General features: G+C 68.2%; 20 protein-coding genes. 8 read left to right on the top strand and 12 right to left on the bottom strand.

Translation table 11 applies throughout. The features are described from left to right. Nucleotides 1-3: 3 nt before the first annotated feature. Both ACQR3U_RS05670 and ACQR3U_RS05665 read right to left on the bottom strand, forming a co-directional pair. A complete protein-coding gene (locus ACQR3U_RS05670) occupies nt 4-804 on the bottom strand; it encodes an ABC transporter permease (RefSeq protein WP_024101788.1) in 801 nt (266 codons plus the stop codon). After that, nucleotides 801-1,709, bottom strand: coding sequence for an ABC transporter ATP-binding protein (locus tag ACQR3U_RS05665; protein ID WP_230809930.1), 909 nt, complete (start codon nt 1,707-1,709; stop codon nt 801-803). The genes ACQR3U_RS05670 and ACQR3U_RS05665 overlap by 4 nt, the downstream gene beginning before the upstream one ends. Nucleotides 1,710-1,890: 181 nt before the next feature. Here ACQR3U_RS05665 and ACQR3U_RS05660 point away from each other — a divergent pair, with 181 nt between their 5' ends. Beyond that, nucleotides 1,891-2,181: a hypothetical protein gene (locus ACQR3U_RS05660; protein ID WP_019291132.1), complete on the top strand. Its 291-nt coding sequence runs from the start codon at nt 1,891-1,893 to the stop codon at nt 2,179-2,181. Between the two features lie 37 nt (nt 2,182-2,218). On the opposite strand, the gene ACQR3U_RS05655 is transcribed toward ACQR3U_RS05660, so the two are convergent. Further along, a complete protein-coding gene (locus ACQR3U_RS05655) occupies nt 2,219-3,064 on the bottom strand; it encodes an SDR family oxidoreductase (RefSeq protein WP_006553609.1) in 846 nt (281 codons plus the stop codon). Between the two features lie 30 nt (nt 3,065-3,094). Further along, complete coding sequence (locus ACQR3U_RS05650) at nt 3,095-4,429, bottom strand: wax ester/triacylglycerol synthase domain-containing protein (RefSeq protein WP_230809929.1); 1,335 nt, start codon at nt 4,427-4,429, stop codon at nt 3,095-3,097. Between ACQR3U_RS05650 and ACQR3U_RS05645 the strand changes: the two genes are divergently transcribed. Further along, nucleotides 4,428-6,446 (top strand): prolyl oligopeptidase family serine peptidase, encoded by a 2,019-nt coding sequence (locus ACQR3U_RS05645; RefSeq protein WP_230809928.1) that lies wholly within the window; start codon nt 4,428-4,430, stop codon nt 6,444-6,446. The two genes, ACQR3U_RS05650 and ACQR3U_RS05645, sit on opposite strands and share 2 nt — an antisense overlap. 52 nt (nt 6,447-6,498) lie before the next feature. Here the strand turns inward: ACQR3U_RS05645 and ACQR3U_RS05640 are convergent, their stop codons facing one another. Beyond that, nucleotides 6,499-7,503, bottom strand: a complete 1,005-nt coding sequence (locus ACQR3U_RS05640; protein ID WP_230809927.1) for a LacI family DNA-binding transcriptional regulator — start codon at nt 7,501-7,503, stop codon at nt 6,499-6,501. Nucleotides 7,504-7,605: 102 nt separating this feature from the next. Here ACQR3U_RS05640 and ACQR3U_RS05635 point away from each other — a divergent pair, with 102 nt between their 5' ends. The 4 genes from ACQR3U_RS05635 to ACQR3U_RS05620 are packed head-to-tail and all read left to right on the top strand — an operon-like array spanning nt 7,606 to nt 12,123. Next, nucleotides 7,606-8,964, top strand: coding sequence for an MFS transporter (locus tag ACQR3U_RS05635; RefSeq protein WP_064852224.1), 1,359 nt, complete (start codon nt 7,606-7,608; stop codon nt 8,962-8,964). Then, nucleotides 8,961-9,431 (top strand): type II 3-dehydroquinate dehydratase, encoded by a 471-nt coding sequence (gene aroQ / locus ACQR3U_RS05630; protein ID WP_230809926.1) that lies wholly within the window; start codon nt 8,961-8,963, stop codon nt 9,429-9,431. Before ACQR3U_RS05635 ends, aroQ begins: the two co-directional genes overlap by 4 nt. Next, entirely contained in the window at nt 9,428-10,294 is an 867-nt protein-coding gene (locus ACQR3U_RS05625) for a shikimate dehydrogenase (protein WP_230809925.1), read from the top strand. The genes aroQ and ACQR3U_RS05625 overlap by 4 nt, the downstream gene beginning before the upstream one ends. Further along, entirely contained in the window at nt 10,294-12,123 is a 1,830-nt protein-coding gene (locus tag ACQR3U_RS05620) for a sugar phosphate isomerase/epimerase and 4-hydroxyphenylpyruvate domain-containing protein (RefSeq protein ID WP_230809924.1), read from the top strand. Before ACQR3U_RS05625 ends, ACQR3U_RS05620 begins: the two co-directional genes overlap by 1 nt. Here ACQR3U_RS05620 and ACQR3U_RS05615 read toward each other — a convergent pair. After that, entirely contained in the window at nt 12,109-12,966 is an 858-nt protein-coding gene (locus ACQR3U_RS05615) for an alpha/beta hydrolase family protein (protein ID WP_230809923.1), read from the bottom strand. The two genes, ACQR3U_RS05620 and ACQR3U_RS05615, sit on opposite strands and share 15 nt — an antisense overlap. 168 nt (nt 12,967-13,134) lie before the next feature. Here ACQR3U_RS05615 and ACQR3U_RS05610 point away from each other — a divergent pair, with 168 nt between their 5' ends. Continuing rightward, on the top strand, nt 13,135-13,476 hold the full coding sequence (locus ACQR3U_RS05610) for a hypothetical protein (protein WP_006553618.1): 342 nt from the start codon (nt 13,135-13,137) through the stop codon (nt 13,474-13,476). A gap of 13 nt (nt 13,477-13,489) precedes the next feature. Here the strand turns inward: ACQR3U_RS05610 and ACQR3U_RS05605 are convergent, their stop codons facing one another. Continuing rightward, nucleotides 13,490-14,338: an NADPH-dependent oxidoreductase gene (locus tag ACQR3U_RS05605; protein WP_230809922.1), complete on the bottom strand. Its 849-nt coding sequence runs from the start codon at nt 14,336-14,338 to the stop codon at nt 13,490-13,492. Between the two features lie 197 nt (nt 14,339-14,535). Here ACQR3U_RS05605 and ACQR3U_RS05600 point away from each other — a divergent pair, with 197 nt between their 5' ends. Continuing rightward, the gene (locus ACQR3U_RS05600; RefSeq protein ID WP_230809921.1) at nt 14,536-14,739 is read left to right on the top strand and encodes a PspC domain-containing protein; all 204 of its coding nucleotides are present in this window, start codon (nt 14,536-14,538) and stop codon (nt 14,737-14,739) included. 618 nt (nt 14,740-15,357) lie between these two features. Here the strand turns inward: ACQR3U_RS05600 and ACQR3U_RS05595 are convergent. The 5 genes from ACQR3U_RS05595 to htpG all read right to left on the bottom strand — a co-directional run bounded on the left by ACQR3U_RS05595 (nt 15,358) and on the right by htpG (nt 21,955). Continuing rightward, nucleotides 15,358-16,377, bottom strand: coding sequence for an alpha/beta hydrolase (locus ACQR3U_RS05595; protein ID WP_006553622.1), 1,020 nt, complete (start codon nt 16,375-16,377; stop codon nt 15,358-15,360). Between the two features lie 259 nt (nt 16,378-16,636). Further along, a complete protein-coding gene (groL, locus tag ACQR3U_RS05590) occupies nt 16,637-18,262 on the bottom strand; it encodes a chaperonin GroEL (protein ID WP_006553623.1) in 1,626 nt (541 codons plus the stop codon). 280 nt (nt 18,263-18,542) lie between these two features. Beyond that, nucleotides 18,543-19,067 (bottom strand): DUF6764 family protein, encoded by a 525-nt coding sequence (locus ACQR3U_RS05585; RefSeq protein WP_016691625.1) that lies wholly within the window; start codon nt 19,065-19,067, stop codon nt 18,543-18,545. Nucleotides 19,068-19,208: 141 nt separating this feature from the next. Next, the gene (locus ACQR3U_RS05580; RefSeq protein ID WP_024101800.1) at nt 19,209-19,985 is read right to left on the bottom strand and encodes an HAD-IIA family hydrolase; all 777 of its coding nucleotides are present in this window, start codon (nt 19,983-19,985) and stop codon (nt 19,209-19,211) included. A 44-nt stretch (nt 19,986-20,029) separates the two neighbouring features. Then, on the bottom strand, nt 20,030-21,955 hold the full coding sequence (gene htpG, locus ACQR3U_RS05575) for a molecular chaperone HtpG (protein ID WP_033096166.1): 1,926 nt from the start codon (nt 21,953-21,955) through the stop codon (nt 20,030-20,032). Between the last annotated feature and the right edge of the window lie 121 nt (nt 21,956-22,076).

The raw sequence follows: 22,076 nt of genomic DNA, 5'->3' as shown, positions 1-22,076 counted from the left end.
CCGTCACTGCCAACGGAACCACCGGATCGCCACGCCGGTCAGGACGACGGTCCAACCCACCACGACCGCGATGCCACCGAGATTCGGCAGGCCGCCCGCGGCGGTCTCGTCGAGCAGTTGCGCTGCGGCACCGAAGGGTGTCAGCTCCACGATCCGTCGCAGCAGCTCGGGCATCGCCTGCACCGGAAGCCATACGCCCGCACTGAACATCAACGGGAAGAACACGATCGTGCCCAGCGTCTGAGCGATCCGCACGGACGGTGCCACCGCAGCCAGTGTCCCTCCCGCGCTCAGTGCCGCAGCGAGAGTGACGAGTACCGCGAGTGCGTATCCCCACGGCTGGGCGGGGAAGGCGACTCCGAAGGCCGCCCGACCGACGATCAGTGCGAGGAAGACCGACGCCAGGACCGCGATCGCGTGCACCACGATCTGTGCGGTCAGCAGGTGCGACGGACTCGCCGGGGTCACGGCGAGCCTGCGGAGGATTCCCCGTTCTCGGTACGACGACAACACCGCGGGCATCGTCTGGACACCGGCCACGATCATCGCGAGGAGGATCGCCACGGGGACGTACAGATCGATCACCCGCAGACCACCGAGGTCCGGATCCGGTTCCCGGAAACCGGGAATCAGGCCGAGGATCACGAGCAACAGCGTGGGGAAGACGAGGATCCAGAAGAGCGCCCCGGGTTCCCGCGTGAACAGTCGTGCCTCGGTACGCAGAACGGCGGTCGATGCGGACATCGCCGGGGTGCTCGTCGTCGACGTCTCGACGAGCCTGGTGCGGACGGTCGGGTCGGTCATGACGTGCTCCTGGTGTCGGTGAGATCGAGGTAGGCGTCGTCGAGGGTCGCTTCGGCGATGCGGAGGCGTTCGGCCGTGACGCCGAGGCGTGCCAACAGGCCGAGTACCGCGTGGATCGACTCCTCACTGCCTTCGACGGCCACCCGTTCCCGGGCGGTGTGCACGGAGACGACGCCGGGCTGGGCTTCGAGGAGCGCGGGGTCGAGCGGACCGGACGGGTGGAACGAGACCACGATCGCTGCGGACGACTGCCCGATCAGCTGGGCCGGCGTCCCCAGCGCACGGATGCGCCCGGAATCGAAGACCGCGACACGGTCGCAGAGGCGTTGTGCCTCTTCCATGAAATGTGTGACGAGCAGGACGGTGACGCCGGAATCACGCACCTCCTCGATCAGTTCCCAGGTGTCACGGCGCCCACGCGGGTCGAGTCCGGTGGTGAGTTCGTCGAGGACGACGACGCGCGGTGAACCGATGAGTGCCAGTGCGATGAACAACCGCTGTTTCTGGCCCCCGGACAGTTTCGTGAACCGGGTGTCGAGCATGCGGCCGAGCCCGAGGCGTTCGGCGAGCACATCGCCGTCCGCGGGTCGGGCGTAGAAGGCCGCGTACAACCGGAGGGCCTCGCGCACGGTCAATTTCGGCTGCAGCTCACCCTGCTGCAACTGCGTGCCGAGCAGTTCGGTGACGGCCCGGTGGTCGCGGACCGGGTCGAGGCCGGCGACGCGGACGGTGCCCTCATCGGGTTTTCGCAGACCCGAGATGTGTTCGACGGAGGTCGTCTTCCCGGCCCCGTTCGGACCGAGGACCCCGAAGATCTCACCTTCGTGGATCTCGAAGCTCACGCCGTCCACGACGGCGCGACCTCCGTACGACTTGTGCAGATTGTTCACTTCGACGATCGGCATGCATCGAGCGTCGCGCGGAGCACGGGTCCCGCACATCGTCCGTCCGTCTCGATCGGATGTCCCCCGATCGGATGATGGTGAGGGTCATCCGGTTCGGGCATGATGTCGCCGTGCGTGTTCCCCGTCGAGATCAACCCGCGCGGCGCGAGGCCGCTCGGGTGTTCGAACCGGGAGAACCCACATGGAATACAACGCAATGATCGAAATCGACGCCGACCTCGATCTCCTGACCGACGACGAGACCGTCGACCTCATCGAACCGATCGTCCCGCACCACGGGGCGGTGGGCCGCAGCGACAACGGTCGCGCCCAGCTCATCATCACCGTCGACGCCGTCGACGCGATCCACGCCCTGCGGTTCGTGCGCGACCTGATGCAGGACTCGTACTCGTCCTACCGCGTGAACGCGGTGGATGTATTGCCCACCAGCGCGTTCGACGCGATCTACGGTTTCGGCGACTACTTCGCCTGATACGGGAGCGCGGTGGGGGTCCGCGCTGCGCGGACCCTCACTTGCGGCGCCCGAACCTGCGCATGCCGAGCAGGTAGCGCGGGATCGACCGGAACGGGACCCGCACCGGCCAGTCGTCGGGACGGAAGTACGCCTCGGTGCCGCCGTCGACCACCACGACGCTGCCCGTCATGAAGTCCGCCGCCGGGGACAGCATGAATTCGACCCACTGCGCGATCTCGTCGGGCTTCCCGAAGCCCCCGAGCGGAACGGGGAAGCTCTCCACCACCTTCCCGAGGGGGCTCTCGAGTTGCGCGTCGAGCAGCGGGGTGGAGATCGCTCCGGGCGCGAGGATGTTGAGGCGGATGCCGGCACCCGCCCACTCGGGGGTGACCGCGGCGCGTCGCGCCCATCGGGTCACGGCGATCTTCGACGCCGCATAGGTGAACGGCGGGCCCGCCTGCGAGATGCGGGTGGTGCGCACGACGCCCTTGTCCATGTCGCCGGCGAGGAAGGCCTTCACCGCCGAGTTCGGCACGCCGGGAGTCGTGGTCGTCGAATTGGATCCGAACACCACGACCTTGCTGTTCGCGGAGGCGGCCAGAGCTGCTCGCCATCCGACGAGCAGGTCGATCACGCCGCGCACGTTGACCTGCGCGATGATCTCCTCCTTGCCGGGGGTGGGGCCCAGGCCGGCGGCGAGCACGGCACCGTCGAGACGGCTGCCCGCCAGCTCGAGCGTGGCCCGGACGGCGTGGGAACGACCCTCCGGAGTGGATAGGTCCGCCGTGACCTCGGTGTCCTTCAGGTCGATGCCGATCACTGTGTGCCCGGCGGCCCGCAGCCGCTCCGCGCTCGCCCGGCCCATTCCCGAGGCGGCACCCGTCACCGCATAAGCCGCCATGTGCCCCTCCATCGTTGGATTCGGGGCACGTTACAGCGAGGCGACCGCCTCGTGCAGCAGGGCGACGTACCGAGCGAGACCTGCCGCGTCGAGGACATCCGGGGAGGTCGTCACCGACAGGGTCACGGTGTCGCCGATCCCGTGCACGCCGTGGGTGAGCGCCTGCACGGGCGACAGGCCCGGGAAGCCCGAGGTGAACCGCACCCGCCCGCCACCGAGTTCCAGGTCGGCCGGACCTCGGTAGACGCTCGACACGACGGTGTTGCCCGTGACGGTGGGTGGGACGACGGACAGGTCGAGTCGGTCGGTACCGAACCGCAGCAACGGTGCGGGGACGTGGTCGTCGGTGCGGACCCGGATCGCCATGGCGGGGTGCCGCGCACGGATCCGTTGCAACGCCAGGTCGGCGGCGATCGCCGCGGCACGTTCGTGCGGTTCGCGGAGCGCGCAGTGCAGGTCGACGCCGACGTTGCGGTAGCTGTTGCGGGCCGTGCCCGGCGCCACCGCGACCGGCACCTCGGCGGACAGTTCGTCGACGCCGAGGAACTGCGACAGGGCGGCGCCGATGGCCGTGAGCGCGCCGATGGTGACCGTGCCGACGCTGCGCAGGGCGGCGGAGTCGAACACGAGTGTGCGGACCATCCGCCGCGGCCCAGGTGCGGTGTTCACAGCGACCAGCGGCCTCCCCGGGGTGGGTGGCGGCACCGAGGGGTCGGCGAGCTGTCGCGCCGCATCCACCGACCGCCGCCCGTCGGCGATCACCCGTGGAATCGAGAACGGCAGCCGCAGGACGGCACGCGTAAGCATCCCGGCGGGCGAGAGGGCGCGCGGCGGTGTCGTGGGTGTCGCGGTGCCCGCCAGCAGATCGCGGGCGAGCGCGGAGGTGCGCACCCCGTCTGCGAAGGCGTGCGACATCTGCAGGACGACCACGAGGGCGGGACCGTTCCCGCGCGGAGCACCCGTGACATGTGGGAAGACGTGCAGTCGCCACGGCGAGACGGTGACGTCGACGCGGGTCGCGACGAGCCCGGACAGCGCGACGAGCATCTGTTCGTAGCTGCCGGATTCGTGGACGACGAACCGGTCTTCTGCTGGGGTGTGCGCTGCCCAGTAGGGATAGTCGAGACCCGCGGGTACCTCGACCATCCGTACCTGCAGCTCCCCCATCACCGCCGCCCGCGACCGCAGTTCGTCGAGCACGTCGGCGACCGGAGTCGAGGGGGCGTCGAAACAGTAGAGGGCGAACAGGTCGCCCGGGATGCGGTCGCCGAGCCATTCCCGGCGCGCGTCCGACGGATGCATCTGCACGAGGTCACAGTCTGCCTGCCGCCGGAGGCACGTGCGGGGCGGGTATGAATGGATCATGAGCGACGACACGACCGATCCGTACCTATGGCTCGAGGACGTCACCGGCGAGGAACAACTCGACTGGGTGCGTGCCCGGAACGACCGAACGGTCGAGGAGTACACCCGCACCGAGAGCTTCACCGACCTCGAATCCCGCATCCGCGAGATCCTCGACACCGACGCCCGCATCCCCTATGCGCGTCGGCGGGGCGAGTACCTCTACAACTTCTGGCGGGACGCCGAGCACGTACGCGGCCTGTGGCGTCGCACGACGATGGAGCAGTACCTGCGCGACGAACCCGAATGGGACGTCCTCGTCGACCTCGACGCCGTCGCCGAGGAGGAGGGCGAGAACTGGGTGTGGTCGGGTGCCCAGGTGCTGCGGCCCGATCAGACCCGCGCGCTCATCAGCCTGTCGCGCGGTGGTGCCGACGCGAGCGTGATCCGCGAGTTCGACCTCGTCGAGCGTCGATTCGTCTCGGGCCCGGACAGTTTCGAACTGCCCGAGGCGAAAACGGACATCGGGTGGATCGACGCCGACACCGTCTATGTGGGAAGCGATTTCGGCGACGGATCGCTCACGGACTCGGGTTATCCGCGACTCGCGAAGAAGTGGCGGCGCGGCACTCCGATCGAGGAGGCCGAGACGGTCTTCGAAGGTGAGCGCACCGATGTCGCCGTCTCCGCCTGGTACGACAACACTCCCGGATACGAGCGCAGCTTCGTCGACCGCGCGATCGACTTCTACCGGGCGCAGCGTTTCGAACTCACCGCGGACGGCGAGCTCGTCGAACTGGATGTTCCCGACGACGCGCGGGTGAGCGTGTACCGCGACCACCTGCTCGTGCGCACCCGCTCCGAATGGCTCGGCCATCCCGCCGGCACGCTGCTCGCCGCGAACTATCCGGCCTTCCTCGCCGGCTCGCGTGAGGTGACAGTGCTGTTCGCCCCGGACGAGCACACCTCGCTCGAGCAGTACGCGTGGACACAGAATCACCTGCTCGTCGTCACACTGCGCGACGTGCAGACCCGCGTGCGGGTGCTCACACCGGGTGAGGACGGTTGGTCGGACGAGGAACTGCCCGACGTCCCCGATGCCACGTCGACTTCGATCATCGACGTCGATCCGCTCAACAGCGACGACTTCTTCCTCAACTCCAGCGGTTTCACGATCCCTGCGACCCTGCTGTCGGGGACGGTCGGCGGCCCGGTGGAGGCGATCAAGCAGGCCCCGGCGTTCTTCGACGCCGAGGGCATCACCGTCGAGCAGTTCTTCGCGACGTCCGACGACGGCACGCAGGTGCCCTACTTCGTGGTCGGCAGCAACACCGGAACCCCGTCGCCCACACTGTTGTACGGGTACGGCGGGTTCGAGAACTCGATTGTGCCGGCCTACAGCGGCGGCGTCGGGCGGGCGTGGCTCGAGAAGGGCTACACCTACGTCATCGCGAACATCCGCGGTGGCGGCGAGTACGGACCCAGCTGGCACACGCAGGCCCTGAAGGAAAACCGGCACAAGGTCTTCGAGGACTTCGCCGCGGTCGCGAAGGATCTCGTCGCGCGCGGGATCACGACGGCCGAGCAGCTCGGCACCCAGGGCGGCAGCAACGGCGGTCTGCTCATGGGCGTGATGCTCACCCGCTATCCCGAACTGTTCGGGGCGATCGTGTGCCAGGTGCCGCTGCTCGACATGAAGCGCTACCACCTGCTGCTCGCCGGTGCGTCGTGGATGGCCGAGTACGGCGACCCCGACAACCCCGCGGAGTGGGAGTTCCTGTCGAAGTACTCGCCGTACCAGAACACCGACCCGGATGCCGACTACCCGCCGATCCTCGTCACCACGTCGACGCGCGACGACCGGGTGCATCCCGGCCATGCGCGGAAGATGGTGGCGCGGCTCGAAGAGCAGGGTCACGAGGTCCGGTACTACGAGAACATCGAGGGCGGCCACGGCGGCGCTGCCGACAACGCCCAGGCGGCGTTCAAGTCGGCGCTGACGTTCACCTTCCTGGCGGACAAGCTCGCGAACCGGTGAACTTCGGGGAGGCTGTGTGCGTTCTCGTCGAGAAAGACGCACACAACCTCCCTCATCTCGCCGGTCCGGTGGACTCGCGGACGACGAGCTGCGTCGGGAGCACGAGTTCGTCGGCCACCGCGACCCGCTCGTAGGCCTGCCGGGCGAGCATCTCGATGGCGCGCGCCCCGGCGTCCTCGGTGCGTTCGGCGAGCGTGGTGAGCGACGGCCGGCACAGGTCGGAGCCGAAGATGTTGTCGAATCCGACCACGCTCACGTGCTCCGGGACGGACACCCCGCGATCCCGCATCCGGCGCAGCACCCCGATGGCGAGCATGTCGTTGTGGCACACCACCGCGGTGGCACCGGCCGCCACGGCGGCGTCGGCCGCGGCGGCACCGCCACCGAGCGTCGGCGAGTAGGGGCCGAAGCGACGCACCGCGATGCCGTGAGCCTGCGCCGCGGCCTGCAGACCGGCCCAGCGCCGCGCTCCCGACCATGACTCGGGCGGACCGCCGAGGAACAGCAACGAGCGGTGCCCGAGCGACGCGAGGTGGTCGACGATCTGCCGCGTGCCCGTCTCGTAATCGGCGACAACGCAGGAGATTCCGCGGATCGCCCGGTTCACCATGGTCACGGCGTCGAATTCGGCGACGCGCCGCAGCTCGTCGTCCGGCATACGGGCGGCCGCCAGGACGAAACCGTCGACGGCCGGCCCCAGCCGCCGGATGATGTGCGCTTCGGTGGTCGCGCTCTCCTGGGTGTCGGCGAGGACGAGGGTCCGGCCGGAGGCGACGGCGGCGCGTTCGGCCCCCTTGATCACGCCCGAGAAGAAGGGGTTCGTGATGTCGGGGACCAGCAGCGCCAGGGTGTTGGTGCGTCCCGATTCGAGGGCGCGGGCCGCGGGGTTGGGTGCGTAGCCGAGCCGGTCGGCGACCTCGAGGATGTGGTCGCGAGTGGCGGCGTTGACGCGACCGGGCTTGGTGAACGTGCGCGAGACCGTCGACGCTGCGACCCCTGCCTCGCGGGCCACATCGGTGATGGTGGCGCGTTTCCGTGAACGCGGAGAGGCCGACATACGGACAGTATGGCAAAGAAATGGCAAACGATTGTCGTGGGCTGCGCCACACCCATAACGTCCGTGTATCCGATACTGAAGACCCACCCCCCGAGGCATCCGATGACTGAAAACACCACGGTGCAGCGCACGCCCCGCAAGGCGGCCCTCGCCGCGTGGAGCGGCAGCGCACTGGAGTACTACGACCTGGCGATCTACGGTACCGCCGCTGCGCTCGTCTTCCCGAAGATCTTCTTCCCCGAGGGCAACCAGGCGGTCGCGACCGTCGCGTCGCTCGCGACCTTCGGCGTCGCCTACGTCGCACGCCCCTTCGGCTCCGTCCTGATGGGCCACATCGGTGACCGCTTCGGCCGCAAGCTGATTCTCGTCGGCACGCTGCTACTGATGGGTGTCTCGACCTTCCTCATCGGCTGCCTGCCGACCTACGGACAGGTCGGCATGATCGCGCCGATCCTGCTGGTCGTGCTGCGGCTGCTCCAGGGGCTGTCCGCCGCGGGTGAGCAGGCCGGCGCGAACTCGATGTCGTTCGAACACGCCCCCGACGACAGACGCGGTTTCTTCACCAGCTGGACACTGAGCGGCACGCAGGGCGGCCAGGTGCTCGCACCTCTGATGTTCCTGCCCGTGATCGCGCTGCTGTCCGAGGAGCAGTTGCAGTCGTGGGGCTGGCGCGTGCCCTTCTGGATCAGCGCCGTGATCGTGCTGGTCGGTTTCCTCATCCGGCGCAGCCTCGACGAGACCCCCGAGTTCCACGCCGAGAAGGCGCACGACGAGGCCCCCAAGGCACCACTGGCCGTGCTCTTCCGCCACCACTGGACCGGCGTCCTGCGCGTCTTCTTCGCGGCCTTCATCGCCATGGTCAACACGGCCTTCCAGGTGTTCGCCCTCAACTTCGCCACAGCCGACGAGTACGGCATCGGCATCAGCGACACCACGATGCTGTGGCTGGCGATCGTCGCCAACATCATCGCCGTGGGCACCATCCCCATGTGGGCCCTGCTGTCCGACCGCATCGGTCGCAAGCCGGTCTTCGTCTCCGGCCTGATCGGCAGCGCCGTGATGGTGACGGCCTTCCTGTGGTCGATCTCGCGGGGCGACGTGCCGCTCGTGCTCATCACCGGAATCCTGCTCGCCGGCGTGGTCTACAGCATGCCGAACGCGGTGTGGCCCGCCACCTACGCCGAGTACTTTCCCACCAGCGTCCGCCTGTCGGGCATGGCGATCGGCACCCAGTTCGGCTTCGCGCTCGCCGGTTTCACCCCGGCCATTGCCGGCTCGCTCATGGACGGCAACGCCGACAACTGGTACCGCGTGGCCCTGTTCTGCGTCGGCGCCGTCGCCATCTCGCTGATCGCGGTGGCCACCGGACCGTCCGGAACCCACAAGATCCCCACCCGTGAGATCGGCCTGCTCCCTCACGATCGGAACACCGCGCCGGTCCCCGCCGGAGCGGCATCGTGAGTGCTCGTCCGACGATCGCCGTTCTCAACGGGCCCAATCTCAACCTGCTCGGCACGCGCGAACCTCATCTCTACGGCACCGCGACGCTGGCGGACATCGAGAAGTCGTGCCGCCGCACCGCCGACGACCTGGGCTTCGACATCGACTTCCGGCAGAGCAACCACGAGGGCGCACTCATCGACGCCGTCCACGAACTCCGCGAATCGGCAGCCGGTTTCGTCGTCAACGCCGCGTCCTACACGCACACCTCGGTCGCACTGCACGACGCGCTCGTGACCGTCGCGGCACCGATCGTGGAAGTGCATTTGACCAACGTCCACGCCCGCGAGGAGTTCCGGCACCGTTCGTTCGTCGCTCCCGGCGCGAAGGCCGTGATCGCCGGATGCGGCCCCGACGGATACGAGTTCGCCGTCCGTCACCTGGCCGCACTCGCACTCGATACCGAGAAGAAGGAAAGCGCCCGATGACCACCGCAGCGCCCGCACGTACGTCCTTCCTGCTGGGCCTGTTCGGCGCCGGGATCGGCGGTTCGCTCACCCCGGCCATGCAGGAACGGGAGGGCTTCGCCTCGGGACTGAACCTGACCTACCGCCTCGTCGACGCCGAGCGCCTCGGCTACGGCGCCGAGAACCTGGCCGAGATGCTCGACTGGGCACAACGTTTCGGCTTCGACGGGCTCAACATCACGCACCCCTTCAAACAGGTCGTCATCCCCCTGCTCGACGAGTTGTCCGACGACGCCCACGATCTCGGCGCGGTCAACACCGTGGTGTTCCGGAACGGTCGCGCGCTCGGCCGCAACACCGACTGGTCCGGCTGGGGACGCGCGTTCCGCCGCCGGTTACCCGAGGCCGTCTCCGACCGCGCCGTGCTGGTCGGGGCCGGCGGTGCCGGTTCGGCCGTCGGATACGCGCTGCTCGAACAGGGTTCCGCGCACGTGTCCATCGTCGACGTCGACGTCGAGAAGGCGCAGGCCTGCGCGACCCGCCTGGCCAAGCGGTTCGGCGACGACCGGGTCCGCGCGACCACCGATCTCGCCGGTGCTCTGGCCTCGGCACAGGGTCTGGTCAACGCGACCCCCACGGGCATGACCGGCCACCCCGGGCTGCCCGTCCCCGCCGAGCTCGTCCGCGAGGACCTGTGGGTCTCCGACGTCGTGTACTTCCCGCTCGAGACCGAACTGATCCACCTCGCCCGCTCCCGCGGATGCCGCGTGGTGCCCGGTGGCGGCATGGCCGTCTTCCAGGCCGTGGGTGCCTTCGAGTACTTCACGGGCGTCGAACCCGACGCCGAACGAATGGTCCGACACTTCGAGGAGCTGACCAGCTGATGCGCCGCGGAATCGCCACCGTCTCGCTCTCCGGTGTTCTCGCCGACAAACTCGACGCGATCGCCACTGCAGGATTCGACGGGATCGAGATCTTCGACAACGACCTGATCGCGTCGCCGCTGTCACCCGCCGAGGTGGCCCGGCGCTGCGCCGATCTCGGTCTGTCGATCGACCTGTTCCAGCCGATCCGCGACATCGAGGGCGTCGACCCACGGCGGTTCCCCGACGTCCTGCACCGTGTCCGCCGCAAGCTCGAGGTGATGAACGAGCTCGGCGCAACGACCTTCCTGGCGTGCTCGAACGCGCTGCCGACCGCGATCGACGATCCGGAACTGTCCGCCGAACAGCTGCGCGCCGTCGGCGATCTCGCCGCCTCGCACGGGGTCACCTTCGCCTACGAGGCCCTCGCCTGGGGACGCCACGTCAACCGGGTCGGGCAGGCGTGGAATCTCGTCGAACGCGCCGACCACCCGGCCGTGACGCTGGCCGTGGACACCTTCCACATGCTCGCACGCGGCGACGACGGACGCGCCCTGGCCGGCATCCCCGGCGAACGCATCGGCTTCCTGCAGGTCGCCGACGCCCCGGTGCTCGACATGAACGTCCTCGAATGGAGCCGCCACTTCCGGTGCTTCCCGGGGCAGGGCATGCTCGACGTCTCGGGGGTGGTCGCGGCCGTGCTCGACGCCGGTTACGACGGTCCGCTCTCGCTCGAGGTCTTCAGCGACGTGGTGCGCGAAGCGGATCCGCATGTGACCGCGCGCGACGCGATGCGGTCGCTGCTGTTCCTCGAGGACCGGCTCGGTGCGCGGGTCACCGGGCCCGCACGCGAGAAGGTGACGGTCGCACCGCCGCTTCCGGCGCACACCGACGCGGCGTTCGTCGAACTCGCCGACCCCGACCGCACCGACTACCCGGCGCTGCTCACCGGACTCGGATTCCATGTCGCCGGCCGGCACCGCAGCAAGCCCGTCGTGTGGTGGCGCAACGGCGGCGCGAACGTCGTCCTGAACGAGGAGCCCGCGCCGGGCCCCGCCGCGACCGCGCTGGGTCTCGTCGCCCCCGACGTCGCCGCGGTGGCCGAACGCGCCGCCAACCTGCTGTGGCCCGCGGTCGACCGCACCCGAGGGGAGGGTGAAGCAGGCCTGCCGGGCATCACCTCGCCCTCCGGTCTGCACGTCTTCGTCAGTGCCGAGCCGGGGCAGACCGACGACTGGCACAACGACTTCGTGTCCGACGACGCGGCAGCCACTCCCCCGGCCGACGAGGGATGGCTCGGTCTCGACCATGTCGACGTGACGGTCGCGGCGGACGACCTGAACCAGGAGCTGTCGTTCTTCCGCACCCTGTTCGGACTGCGGCCGGAAGACCCCGAGGAGTACATCCAGCCGCAGGGCCGCCTGCGCATCCGCGCACTGCGCGCGGAGAAGGGTGACCTGCGGGTCGCGCTGAACGTCTCCGAGACCGGTGCTGCGCCCCAGCTGCACGGTGTGACCCAGCTGGCCTTCGCCACGGCCGACGTCGTCGACTCGGTACGCCACGCACGTGCGCGCGGCGTGGAGTTCCTCCGGCCGCCCGCGAACTACTACGCGGATCTCGACGCGCGGTTCGTGCTCGACCCCGACCTGCTCGCCGTCCTGCAGGACAACGGCCTGCTCTACGACCGCAACGACGACGGCGGCGAATTCCTGCACGCCTACACGCTCCCGGTGCAGGGCAATTTCCAGGTCGAACTCCTCGAACGGCGCGGCGGCTACACCGGATACGGCTCCCCCAACGCGCACGTCCGGCTCGCCGCTGCTGCCCGCGCGGGATCAGCGGTCGCGTAGCCAGGCCACGATCTTCGCTACGGTGTCGTTGTTGTCGCGGATCCATCCGTTGTGGCCCAGTGCCCGCGGGTTGTGCCACCGGGCGACGTCGGCGGAGGGCAGCTTCTCGAGCAGGTGCTGCGCCGACGCGACCGGGGTGAGGTCGTCGTCTTCGATCGTGATCGACAGGACGGGCAGCGTGAGACGCCCGACCCGTTCCTCGTAGTCGATGTTCGCACCGGCCGGTTCGAACCGGCCGGTGCGGGCCAGTCGCGCCCAGTCGGAGATCAGCACGCGCGACTGCCGGCCGAAACCGGCGACGTCGATGCGATCGCCGGGCCAGAAACCGGCCACCGCGGCGGTCAGCGACATCGCCGTCGACCCGAGCCACAGTCCCGGTCCGCGGATGCCCACGTGCTGGCGGTAGTAAGGCGTGCCCGAGGTGACGAGGATCAGTCCGCCGAGCCGGCCGCGGATGCGCGCGGCGTAGAGCACCCCGAGTTGGCCGCCCATGGAGTGGCCGAGAAGGTACGGCGTCGAGTCGGGAAAGCGCTCCCGCACCACCTCGAAGACAGCGGGGAAGTGCGTCGCGACGATCTCGTGGTAGCCGTAGGTGCTGTCGGGTCCGGGCCTCGGACGGCTGTCGCCCTGGCCGGCCAGTTCACAGATCGCCGCGTCGAATCCGTGCTCGGTGATCGCCTGCGCGAACGGCTCGTAGTAACCGGCCGGGATGCCGAGCCCCGGCACGATCACCACGACGGCGCGGGAGGCGTCGCGGCGTGTCTCGTGCTCGTGGTCGGGTCCCGCGAAGAGGCGCACCGGGGCCGTGGTGCCCCCGGGAAGCTGGATCGGTACGGTCTCCACCGGCCCAGACTAGGCCGATCCGGACGCGGCGGGTGCCGGTTTCCCCAGTGTCCCTGCCACCCCGAGTCCGGAATTCAGGGTCGGGATGGGGGTCGTGCCCGGATGTGCTCGGGCCGGGTCGCGGCGGACGATCGAAATGTCCGGTCCAGCACCCTTTCGGAGGAACCCATGCGTACTCTTGTCACCCGCTCCCGTCTCGCGACCGCCGCCGTCCTGTCGCTCGGCACCGCCGCAGTACTGCTCGGAACAGGAACTGCCACAGCACAACCCGCGCCCGGTGTGGTCGGCTCGAGCGAGCAGGCCGCGGTCGCCGTGCTCGCCGCGGAGGGTGTGCCGTACTCGATCGTCAACCGGTCCGGTTCCGCCGGCGGCGACTGCACCGTGACCGCTCAGCGCGACCGGGGATACCGGACCGAGGTCGAGTACGAATACGACAGTGACGACAACGAGTTCGATCGTGTCGAACGTCAGGTGTGGCGCGGGGTCGGCCTGACGGTCGTGTGCCGCTGACGCCTCCCTGCGGTCAGTCCAGACCGAAACCTCGCTCCCGCAGAGCTTCCCGCATCTGTTCCCTGCTCCCGAGCGCGCCGGGCGACGCGAAGCGCCCGAGTACACGTTCGACCCAGCTCTCCGCCAGACCCTGATCGCGGTAGAAGCCGGAGATCTCCTCCTCATAGGCGGCGAGGCCGGCATCCCGTTCCTCGGTCGAGTACTGCTCGCGATGCAGCACCACGTCCTGACCCAACCGCGGCTTGACCTCCGACTCCACCTCGGGATCGGGACGGCCCACCACCAGCCCGACCACAGCGAACCTGTGGTCGGGCAGAGCCAGTTCTGCGGCCACGTCACGCGGATGGTTGCGGATGGCCCCGATGTAGACGGTGCCGAGGCCGAGCGATTCCGCGGCGAGCACCGCATTCTGTGCGGCGAGCGCGGCATCGACCACCCCGAGCAGCGCGGACTCCACGTAGTCGACGTTGACGAGATCCTTGCCGTGCTGCTCGGCGACCCGCGCCGCCCGGGCGAGGTCGGCCACCCACACGAGCAGCAGTGGAGCGTCACGCACCGCCGGCTGGTCGCCGGCGAAAGTCGCGATCCGGGCGAGCCGGTCGCGGTCGGTGACGGCCACGACGCTCCACAACTGCAGGTTGCTCGAGCTCGCGGCGGACGAAGCCGCGGCCACGATCGCGCACAGATCATCCTCGGAGACCGCTTCGGGAAGGAACTTTCGCACGGAGCGATGCGCCAGTTGGAGAGCGATGACGTCGTTCCACGCGCCGGAGCCACCGCGTCCGGCCACCTGCTCGGCGGCCCGGGTGCCGTACCTGCGGCGCAGTGCGGCGAGCTGTTCGTCCAGGACGACGTCGGTCATCACGGGAGATCTCCTTCTGATCGGCAGTACCGACGGTCGAGTCTGCCTCCTCGCGCCCCGGTCGCCGAGCATTGCCCTCAGCGTGATTTCTGCGTTGTTCGGGCCGGCTCGTCCGACCGACCCCGAGACGAAGATCAGGGTGAAGATCCGGGCCGTTCCCGGATGTGCCGAGGCCGTTACGGCGACAGGATGAATACATGAACTTCGAGAACCAGGCTCCCCGTCCCTTCACCCGCTCCTCGTCCCAGCGCATGCTCGGTGGTGTGTGCGCCGGACTGGCCGAGTACTTCAACGTCGACCTCAACCTCGTGCGTGCAGGCGCAGTCCTCGCCGCCTTCGTCACGGGCGGCACCGCCATGTTGCTCTACCTCGCCCTGTGGATGCTGATCCCCGAGAACTGATCCGGGTCACGGGGTCGGCCGAGACGACGACACCCCCGGCGGAGATCCGCCGGGGGTGTCGTATTCCGCTGCGAGGCAGCGGCACAGCTGTTCAGCTCAGCAGGAACTACTGGCCGAGGCCGAGAACGGCACTGCCGGTCTCGAGCAGGGTGCCGAGCAGTTCGGTGCCGCCGAGCAGTTCGAGGGCAGAGCCGATGAGTTCGATGACGTCCATGTGAATCTCCTTCGTCCGATCACATACCGGACGGGTCTCGTCCGATTGCTTTCCGCCTACCCGGAATTCCGATCGGAATTCCGTCGGGCTCGCATCAATTCTCAACACACTCGACGTGTATGCGCGACCCGAGAGTGCGCAAATCGGGATGTGATGACATTCACACTCGCAGAGAAGCTGGGACGAGCCCGCATATGACCAGCTCACAGTGTCAAGGAAAGAAAACGGAACGTCCGTACCCATTTATTTCTGTTTGACTTCGATATTTCCGTTCGGCCCGATTCATCCCGTTCACCGACCAATTACGGCGAATCGACCGATCTATCGGTTGAATAACGACCGAAAGAAGATGCCCGATTCGACCGGGATCGAATCGGGCATTTCCGGTGGATTGTGCGGGACCTCTACAGTCCGACCGCCTGCGACAGAAGCGGCCACGAGTTGCGCAGATCGTCCTCCCAGTAGTCCCAGGAGTGCGTACCCGCCGGACGCAGGTCGATCCGGGCGGGGATGTCCAACTCCTCGAGTCGCTGGGCCATCCGCTGGGTGCAGTGGTGGACCGCCGCCTCGATGCTGCCGCCGACGACCACCTGCCCGACGAGCCCGATCGGGTCGTTGTTCACCGACCGCGATCCGAGCCGCTCGTACTGCCCGGGCAGACCCGAACCCGACGAGATGTACAGGTCGATACCGCGGAGCTTCTCGGCCTGGAGGTAGGGATCGTTCTCGATCCAGGCCGGATCACCGACCGGGCCCCACATGTTCTCGGGGTCGCCACCCTTGACGCGTACGACGGCCTGCACGTAGGACTGCCCCAGCGGCGTGCTCGTCTCGGCGCATCCGCTGTACGCCCCGACCGCCTCGTACAGCTCGGGGGCCGTCGTGGCGAGGCCGAGCACCGACGTCCCCGACATCGACACTCCCGCAATGGCGTTGCGTCCCGATGTCCCGAACTCCGTGTCGATGACCGGCGGGAGTTCGTGCGTCAGGAAGGTCGTCCACATGTTGCGGCCGAGTGCGGGATCGTCGTTGCGCCAATCGGTGTAGTAGCTGTAGCCGCCGAGAAGCGGCGTGACGACGTTGATGTTCTTGTCCGAGAAGAAGTCCTCGACGTCGGTCTGCTTCTCCCAGGTGGCGATCCCCTGCCCGCCTCCCGAGCCGTTGATCAGGTAGAGGGTGGGACGCGGTTCGCTCGAGTCGGCGGGCGTCCGGATCCGGAGGGGGATCACCTTGTCCATCGACGGTGAGTAGACGTTCGCGATGACGGTGCGGTCGCTCTCGTGCTCGACAGAGGTCAGCTCTCCCACCGGTCGCTGGTCGTCGGCTTCTACCGACTGCGCGAGAGCGCCTCCGGGAGCCGCGAGGACCATCGACGTTCCCATCGCCACCGTGAGCAGTACCCGCCGTAACCAGGACGACCGCATATCCTCTTCCCCTCGTCGATCCGTCTGGCTGCGCACCGCGGACCGGTTGCGGATCGGCACGAACCTCCGGAACCGGATGAAGTGACACTTTCGTGACATTCATCGTCCGCGGAGCCCCTTTCGTAACGAATATGTGATCGTTCCGTACCGGAGGCCGGAATCGTCGGGGAACAGCACGAGGCCCGACCCCACCGGAGTGGGATCGGGCCTCGTGTGGCTCAGGGGCGGATCAGAAGTCCTCTCCGCCCGCAGGGGCGGATCAGAAGTCCATGCCGCCCATGCCGCCGGTCGGGTCGCCCACGGGAGCGGCGGCCTTCTCCGGCTTGTCGGCGACGACGGCCTCGGTCGTCAGGAACAGAGCCGCGATCGACGCAGCGTTCTGCAGCGCCGAGCGGGTGACCTTGACCGGGTCGTTGATGCCCGCTTCGAGCAGGTCCTCGTAGTCGCCGGTCGCAGCGTTGAGGCCGTGGCCGGCCTCGAGGTTGCGGACCTTCTCGGCGACGACGCCGGGCTCGAGGCCGGCGTTGAAGGCGATCTGCTTCAGCGGCGCCTCGAGAGCGACCTTGACGATGTTGGCACCCGTAGCCTCGTCGCCCTCGAGCTTGAGGTCGTCGAGAACCGGAGCGGCCTGCAGCAGGGCCACGCCACCACCGGCGACGATGCCCTCCTCGACGGCAGCCTTCGCGTTGCGGACGGCGTCCTCGATGCGGTGCTTGCGCTCCTTGAGCTCGACCTCGGTCGCGGCACCGGCCTTGATGACGGCGACGCCGCCGGCCAGCTTCGCGAGGCGCTCCTGCAGCTTCTCACGGTCGTAGTCCGAATCCGACGCCTCGATCTCGGCGCGGATCTGGTTGACGCGACCGGCGATGGCGTCGGGATCGCCCGCGCCCTCGACGATGGTGGTCTCGTCCTTGGTGACGACGACCTTGCGGGCCTGGCCGAGCACCTCGATGCCGGCGGTCTCGAGGGAGAGGCCGACCTCTTCGCTGACGACCTCGCCACCGGTGAGGATGGCGATGTCGGCGAGCTGGGCCTTGCGACGGTCACCGAAGCCCGGAGCCTTGACGGCGACCGACTTGAAGGTGCCGCGGATCTTGTTGAGGACCAGGGTGGACAGAGCCTCGCCCTCGACGTCCTCGGCGATGATCAGCAGCGGCTTGCCCGACTGGATGACCTTCTCGAGCAGCGGCAGCAGGTCCTTGACCGTGGAGATCTTGGAGCTGACGAGCAGGATGTAGGGATCCTCGAGCACGGCCTCCTGACGCTCTGCGTCGGTGGCGAAGTAGAGGGAGATGTAGCCCTTGTCGAAGCGCATGCCCTCGGTCAGCTCGAGCTGGAGGCCGAAGGTGTTGGACTCCTCGACGGTGATGACGCCTTCCTTGCCCACCTTGTCGATGGCCTCGGCGATGAGCTCACCGATCGCGGGGTCGCCGGCGGAGATGCCTGCGGTGGCGGCGATCTGCTCCTTGGTCTCGACCTCCTTGGCGGTGTCGAGCAGCTTGGCGGTGACGGCCTCGACGGCCTTCTCGATGCCGCGCTTCAGGCCGAGGGGGTTGGCGCCCGCAGCAACGTTGCGCAGACCCTCGCGGACGAGCGCCTGGGCGAGCACGGTAGCGGTGGTGGTGCCGTCACCCGCGACGTCGTCGGTCTTCTTGGCAACTTCCTTGACCAGCTCGGCGCCGATCTTCTCGTACGGATCCTCGAGCTCGATCTCCTTGGCGATGGACACACCATCGTTGGTGATCGTGGGGGCGCCCCACTTCTTCTCGAGAACGACGTTGCGACCCTTGGGGCCCAACGTCACCTTGACTGCGTCGGCGAGGCTGTTGAGGCCCCGCTCGAGGCCGCGACGGGCCTCTTCGTCGAACGCGATGATCTTGGCCATTGCGAAGTGATCCTCCGGGTATGGGGGTGACACCGGAGCGATCGCTCGTCGGATCGCTCCATGTACGCCTTCGGCCGGAAGCAGTGCCCGCGACGGACGACCAGGGGTGTCGAAAACCCGGTCTCACCCTACCGACCTGGCACTCACGTGTTGCGAGTGCTAAGTGCATTTTTAGCACTCGGGGGTGGCGAGTGCAAGACTACCGGCACCTGCCACCCCCGTCACGAAATCCGCGAAAGACCGACTACACGGTCGTCCGGATCATCGGTGCCGCGCTCGCTCAACGCGGCGTCGAACCGACCCCCACGGCGCACCACTGTCCCGTCGCGGTGTTGACCGCGAACGACTGGGCTCCGACGCACGTGACGCCGGTGGTGTCGGCCGTGGCGCCCGACCCGTAGCCGGCCACCGACAGGGTCGTCGCCGGACCCTGAGCCCACGAGTGGCTCAGTCCGCCGCCGAGCGCGTAGGCGAACGACCGGCCGCCGTCACGGGCTGCACTGAGCGCCGTGCCGAAGCCCGTCGCGTGGGCTTCGGCGGCGCCGGCCGACTCGGCGACCGACACCGCGGTGCCGCTGTCGGCGGCATACGCGCGAGCGAAGGCGTCCTCGGCGGTGGCGCCGCAGCTGGCGGTATCGGACACCAGGATGTCGTTGGCAGAAGGAGGCGACACACAGGTCACCGGCGCCGCTGCGGCGGTACCCCCACCGAACAGCGCGGCCGAGGCCACACCGACGGCGACGAGTACACCGGCCCGGAACGAACGGCGCGCGGTGAGAACGGATCGGAAGGAACGAATGGACAAGAACGGGCTCCTCTGCACTGGAGTGCCTCTTCGCGAAAGGCTGCGTCTGCGCGAACTGGGGAACGAGCGCCCCGCGCGAACGGGGGGCCGGCGCCCCGGCGGTAGGGTACCGATCACATGCGTCTCACGCGAGACCGCCTGTCACAGACTGTCGAGGAGCCCCGGGAGAGCGGCGACGGAGTCGATGACGTGGTCGGGACGATCGACCGCCAGGTCCAGGACGGATTGCCGAAACTTTCCGGTACGCACCAGGATTCCCGTCATACCGAGGCGTTGCCCCGGGACGACCTCGCCCGCGATGTCGTCGCCGACGACCACCATCCGATCCGGTTCGACACCCATCCGCTCCGACGCGACGAGGAAGCCGCGCAGCGACGGCTTGCCCACCGCCACCACCGACCGGCCGGTGAGCTCCTCGAGTCCGGCCAGGTAGACCCCGGTGTCGATGCGCAACTCGTCGGCGGCCTGCCACGCGAGCGCTCGGTGCATCGCGACCACCGGAACGTCCTCGAGCATCAGTTCGGCGACGCGACTCATCGCCCGGTGCGTGAAGGCATCCCCCGCGCCACCGAGGATCACCACTTCCGGATCGTCCTCGTCCAGCACGAGACCGTCGAGATCCGCGGCGATGTCGCCCTCGTTGAGGACCCAGCAGCGCAGACCCGGATAGGTCTGCCGGACGTGGTCGACGGTGAGGGACACCGCGGTGACGATCTCGTCCGGCGACACCTCCATCCCGAGATCGGTGAGCCGCTGCGCGATCTCGGCGCACGTCCGGGAGGTGGTGTTGGTGAGGAAGGCGCGGCGGACGCCGTCGGCACGCAGTCGTGCCAGGACATCCGCCGCGCCCGGGACGGGCTGCCACTCGGTGACGAGCACGCCCTCGATATCGAACAACACCCCGTCTACACGCGTCATGCATCGAGCCTATCCGCGTGCGTGCCTACGGCGACAGGCTCGGCTCACACGCTTCCGGCGAGACGCTCGGCGAGCAGGCGGGTGAACCGCGCCGGATCCTCCACCTCGCCACCCTCGGCGATCAGCGCCATGCCGTGGAGCAGCTCGGCGACGTCGGCGAGCGAGGCGTCGTCCGGACGCTGTTCCCGGGCCGTGCGCAGACCCGACACGAGCGGGTGATCGGGGTTGAGTTCCAGGATCCGCTTGACCCGCGGCACCGGCTGACCGGACGCCTTGTACATCCGCTCGAGGGCGGGCGACATGCTGAAGGTGTCGCCGACGATGCACGCCGGGGAGGACGTCAGGCGCGACGAGAGCCGCACGTCCTTGACCTGCTCGTCGAGGGTCTCCTTCATCCACGACAGCAGGTCGCCGAACTCCTTCTCCTTCTCCTCGCGTTCGGCTTCGGCGGCCTTCTTCTCGTCCTCGGTACCGAGGTCGACGTCGCCCTTGGCGATCGACTGGAAGCGCTTGCCCTCGAATTCCGGAACGGAGGTCACCCACATCTCGTCGACGGGGTCGGTCAGGAGCAGCACCTCGATGCCCTTGTCGCGGAACGCCTCCATGTGCGGGGAGCTCTCGAGCAGCTGCCGCGACTCGCCGGTGAGGTAGTAGATCGCGTCCTGGCCGTCCTTCATGCGCTCGACGTAGCCGGCGAGCGTGGTCTGCTCCTCCTCGCTCGCCGTCGAGTCGAACGACGAGATCGCCAGCAGTGTGTCGCGGTTGTCGGTGTCGGAGATCAAACCTTCCTTGACGACCCGGCCGAACTCGCGCCAGAACTTCGTGTACTTCTCGGGTTCCTTCGCAGCCATGTCCTTGACGGTCGCGAGGACCTTCTTCGTCAGACGGCGGCGGATGGCCCGGATCTGCCGGTCCTGCTGCAGGATCTCACGAGAGACGTTGAGCGACAGGTCCTGCGCGTCGACCACACCCTTGACGAAACGCAGGTACTCGGGGACGAGATCCTCGCAGTCGTCCATGATGAACACGCGCTTGACGTACAGCTGCACGCCGGTGCGCCGTTCGCGGGCGAACAGGTCGAAGGGCGCGTGCTCCGGGATGAACAGCAGCGCCTGGTACTCGAAGGTGCCCTCGGCCTTGAGCGGGATGACCTCGAGCGGCTCGTCCCAGGCATGGGCGATGTGCTTGTAGAAGTCCGTGTACTCCTCCTCGGAGACCTCGTCCTTCGAGCGCGCCCACAACGCCTTCTGCGAGTTGAGGGTCTTGGTCTCGAAGGTCACCTCGTCGGTGCCGTCCTCCGACTTCGTGGTGCGCGAGACCTCCATGCGGATCGGCCACGCGATGAAATCCGAGTACTTCTTGACGATCTCCTCGAGCTTCCACTGCGAGGTGTAGTCGAACAGGTGGTCCTCGGCATCCTCGGGCTTGAGATGCAGGACCACCGAGGTGCCCTGGGGCGCGTCGTCGACCTCGGCGATCGTGTAGGTGGATTCGCCGCTGGACTCCCAGCGCGTACCGGTCTTCTCCCCGGCCTTGCGGGTGACGAGCGTGACCTTGTCGGCGACCATGAACGACGAGTAGAAGCCGATACCGAACTGGCCGATCAACTCCTCGGAAGCGGCGGCGTCCTTGGCCTCGCGCAGCTTCTGCCGGAGTTCGCCCGTGCCGGACTTCGCGAGGGTGCCGATGAGATCGACGACCTCGTCGCGGTTCATGCCGATGCCGTTGTCGCGCACGGTCAGGGTGCGCGCATCCTTGTCCACCTCGAGCTCGACGTGCAGGTCGGAGGTGTCGACGTCGAGATCCTTGTTTCGGAAAGACTCCAGCCGGAGCTTGTCCAGGGCGTCCGACGCGTTGGAGATCAACTCGCGCAGGAAGGTGTCCTTGTTCGAGTAGATCGAGTGGATCATCAGATCCAGCAACTGCCGCGTCTCGGCCTGGAATTCACGCTGTTCGACGTTCGTACTCATTCCGGGTTCCCTTTCCACAAGCAGAACTTCCCCGGAAATAGTAAGCCGTCCGCGAGTCCGGCCCGTTCGCGCTTCCGGGTCCATGATGGAGGTGCAGGCTTCGTCCATCACAGGAGGTTGC

Source organism: Rhodococcus sp. IEGM1339 (assembly GCF_050321925.1).
In the GTDB taxonomy this organism is placed as follows: Bacteria; Actinomycetota; Actinomycetes; order Mycobacteriales; family Mycobacteriaceae; genus Rhodococcus; species Rhodococcus pyridinivorans.
The sequence above is the reverse complement of the archived record's forward strand: the minus strand, read 5'-3'. Positions and strand labels throughout refer to the sequence as shown.

What these genes read in the sequence shown, in the direction of transcription:
- ACQR3U_RS05665 (WP_230809930.1), bottom strand. Translation starts at nt 1,709, where the DNA reads ATGCCGATCGTCGAAGTGAACAATCTGCACAAGTCGTACGGAGGTCGC.
- groL (WP_006553623.1), bottom strand. Translation starts at nt 18,262, where the DNA reads ATGGCCAAGATCATCGCGTTCGACGAAGAGGCCCGTCGCGGCCTCGAG.
- ACQR3U_RS05580 (WP_024101800.1), bottom strand. Translation starts at nt 19,985, where the DNA reads ATGACGCGTGTAGACGGGGTGTTGTTCGATATCGAGGGCGTGCTCGTC.
- htpG (WP_033096166.1), bottom strand. Translation starts at nt 21,955, where the DNA reads ATGAGTACGAACGTCGAACAGCGTGAATTCCAGGCCGAGACGCGGCAG.
- ACQR3U_RS05650 (WP_230809929.1), bottom strand. Translation starts at nt 4,429, where the DNA reads ATGATCCATTCATACCCGCCCCGCACGTGCCTCCGGCGGCAGGCAGAC.
- ACQR3U_RS05625 (WP_230809925.1), top strand. Translation starts at nt 9,428, where the DNA reads ATGACCACCGCAGCGCCCGCACGTACGTCCTTCCTGCTGGGCCTGTTC.
- ACQR3U_RS05595 (WP_006553622.1), bottom strand. Translation starts at nt 16,377, where the DNA reads ATGCGGTCGTCCTGGTTACGGCGGGTACTGCTCACGGTGGCGATGGGA.
- ACQR3U_RS05610 (WP_006553618.1), top strand. Translation starts at nt 13,135, where the DNA reads ATGCGTACTCTTGTCACCCGCTCCCGTCTCGCGACCGCCGCCGTCCTG.
- ACQR3U_RS05600 (WP_230809921.1), top strand. Translation starts at nt 14,536, where the DNA reads ATGAACTTCGAGAACCAGGCTCCCCGTCCCTTCACCCGCTCCTCGTCC.
- ACQR3U_RS05635 (WP_064852224.1), top strand. Translation starts at nt 7,606, where the DNA reads ATGACTGAAAACACCACGGTGCAGCGCACGCCCCGCAAGGCGGCCCTC.
- ACQR3U_RS05605 (WP_230809922.1), bottom strand. Translation starts at nt 14,338, where the DNA reads ATGACCGACGTCGTCCTGGACGAACAGCTCGCCGCACTGCGCCGCAGG.
- ACQR3U_RS05645 (WP_230809928.1), top strand. Translation starts at nt 4,428, where the DNA reads ATGAGCGACGACACGACCGATCCGTACCTATGGCTCGAGGACGTCACC.
- ACQR3U_RS05640 (WP_230809927.1), bottom strand. Translation starts at nt 7,503, where the DNA reads ATGTCGGCCTCTCCGCGTTCACGGAAACGCGCCACCATCACCGATGTG.
- ACQR3U_RS05660 (WP_019291132.1), top strand. Translation starts at nt 1,891, where the DNA reads ATGGAATACAACGCAATGATCGAAATCGACGCCGACCTCGATCTCCTG.
- ACQR3U_RS05670 (WP_024101788.1), bottom strand. Translation starts at nt 804, where the DNA reads ATGACCGACCCGACCGTCCGCACCAGGCTCGTCGAGACGTCGACGACG.
- ACQR3U_RS05620 (WP_230809924.1), top strand. Translation starts at nt 10,294, where the DNA reads ATGCGCCGCGGAATCGCCACCGTCTCGCTCTCCGGTGTTCTCGCCGAC.
- ACQR3U_RS05655 (WP_006553609.1), bottom strand. Translation starts at nt 3,064, where the DNA reads ATGGCGGCTTATGCGGTGACGGGTGCCGCCTCGGGAATGGGCCGGGCG.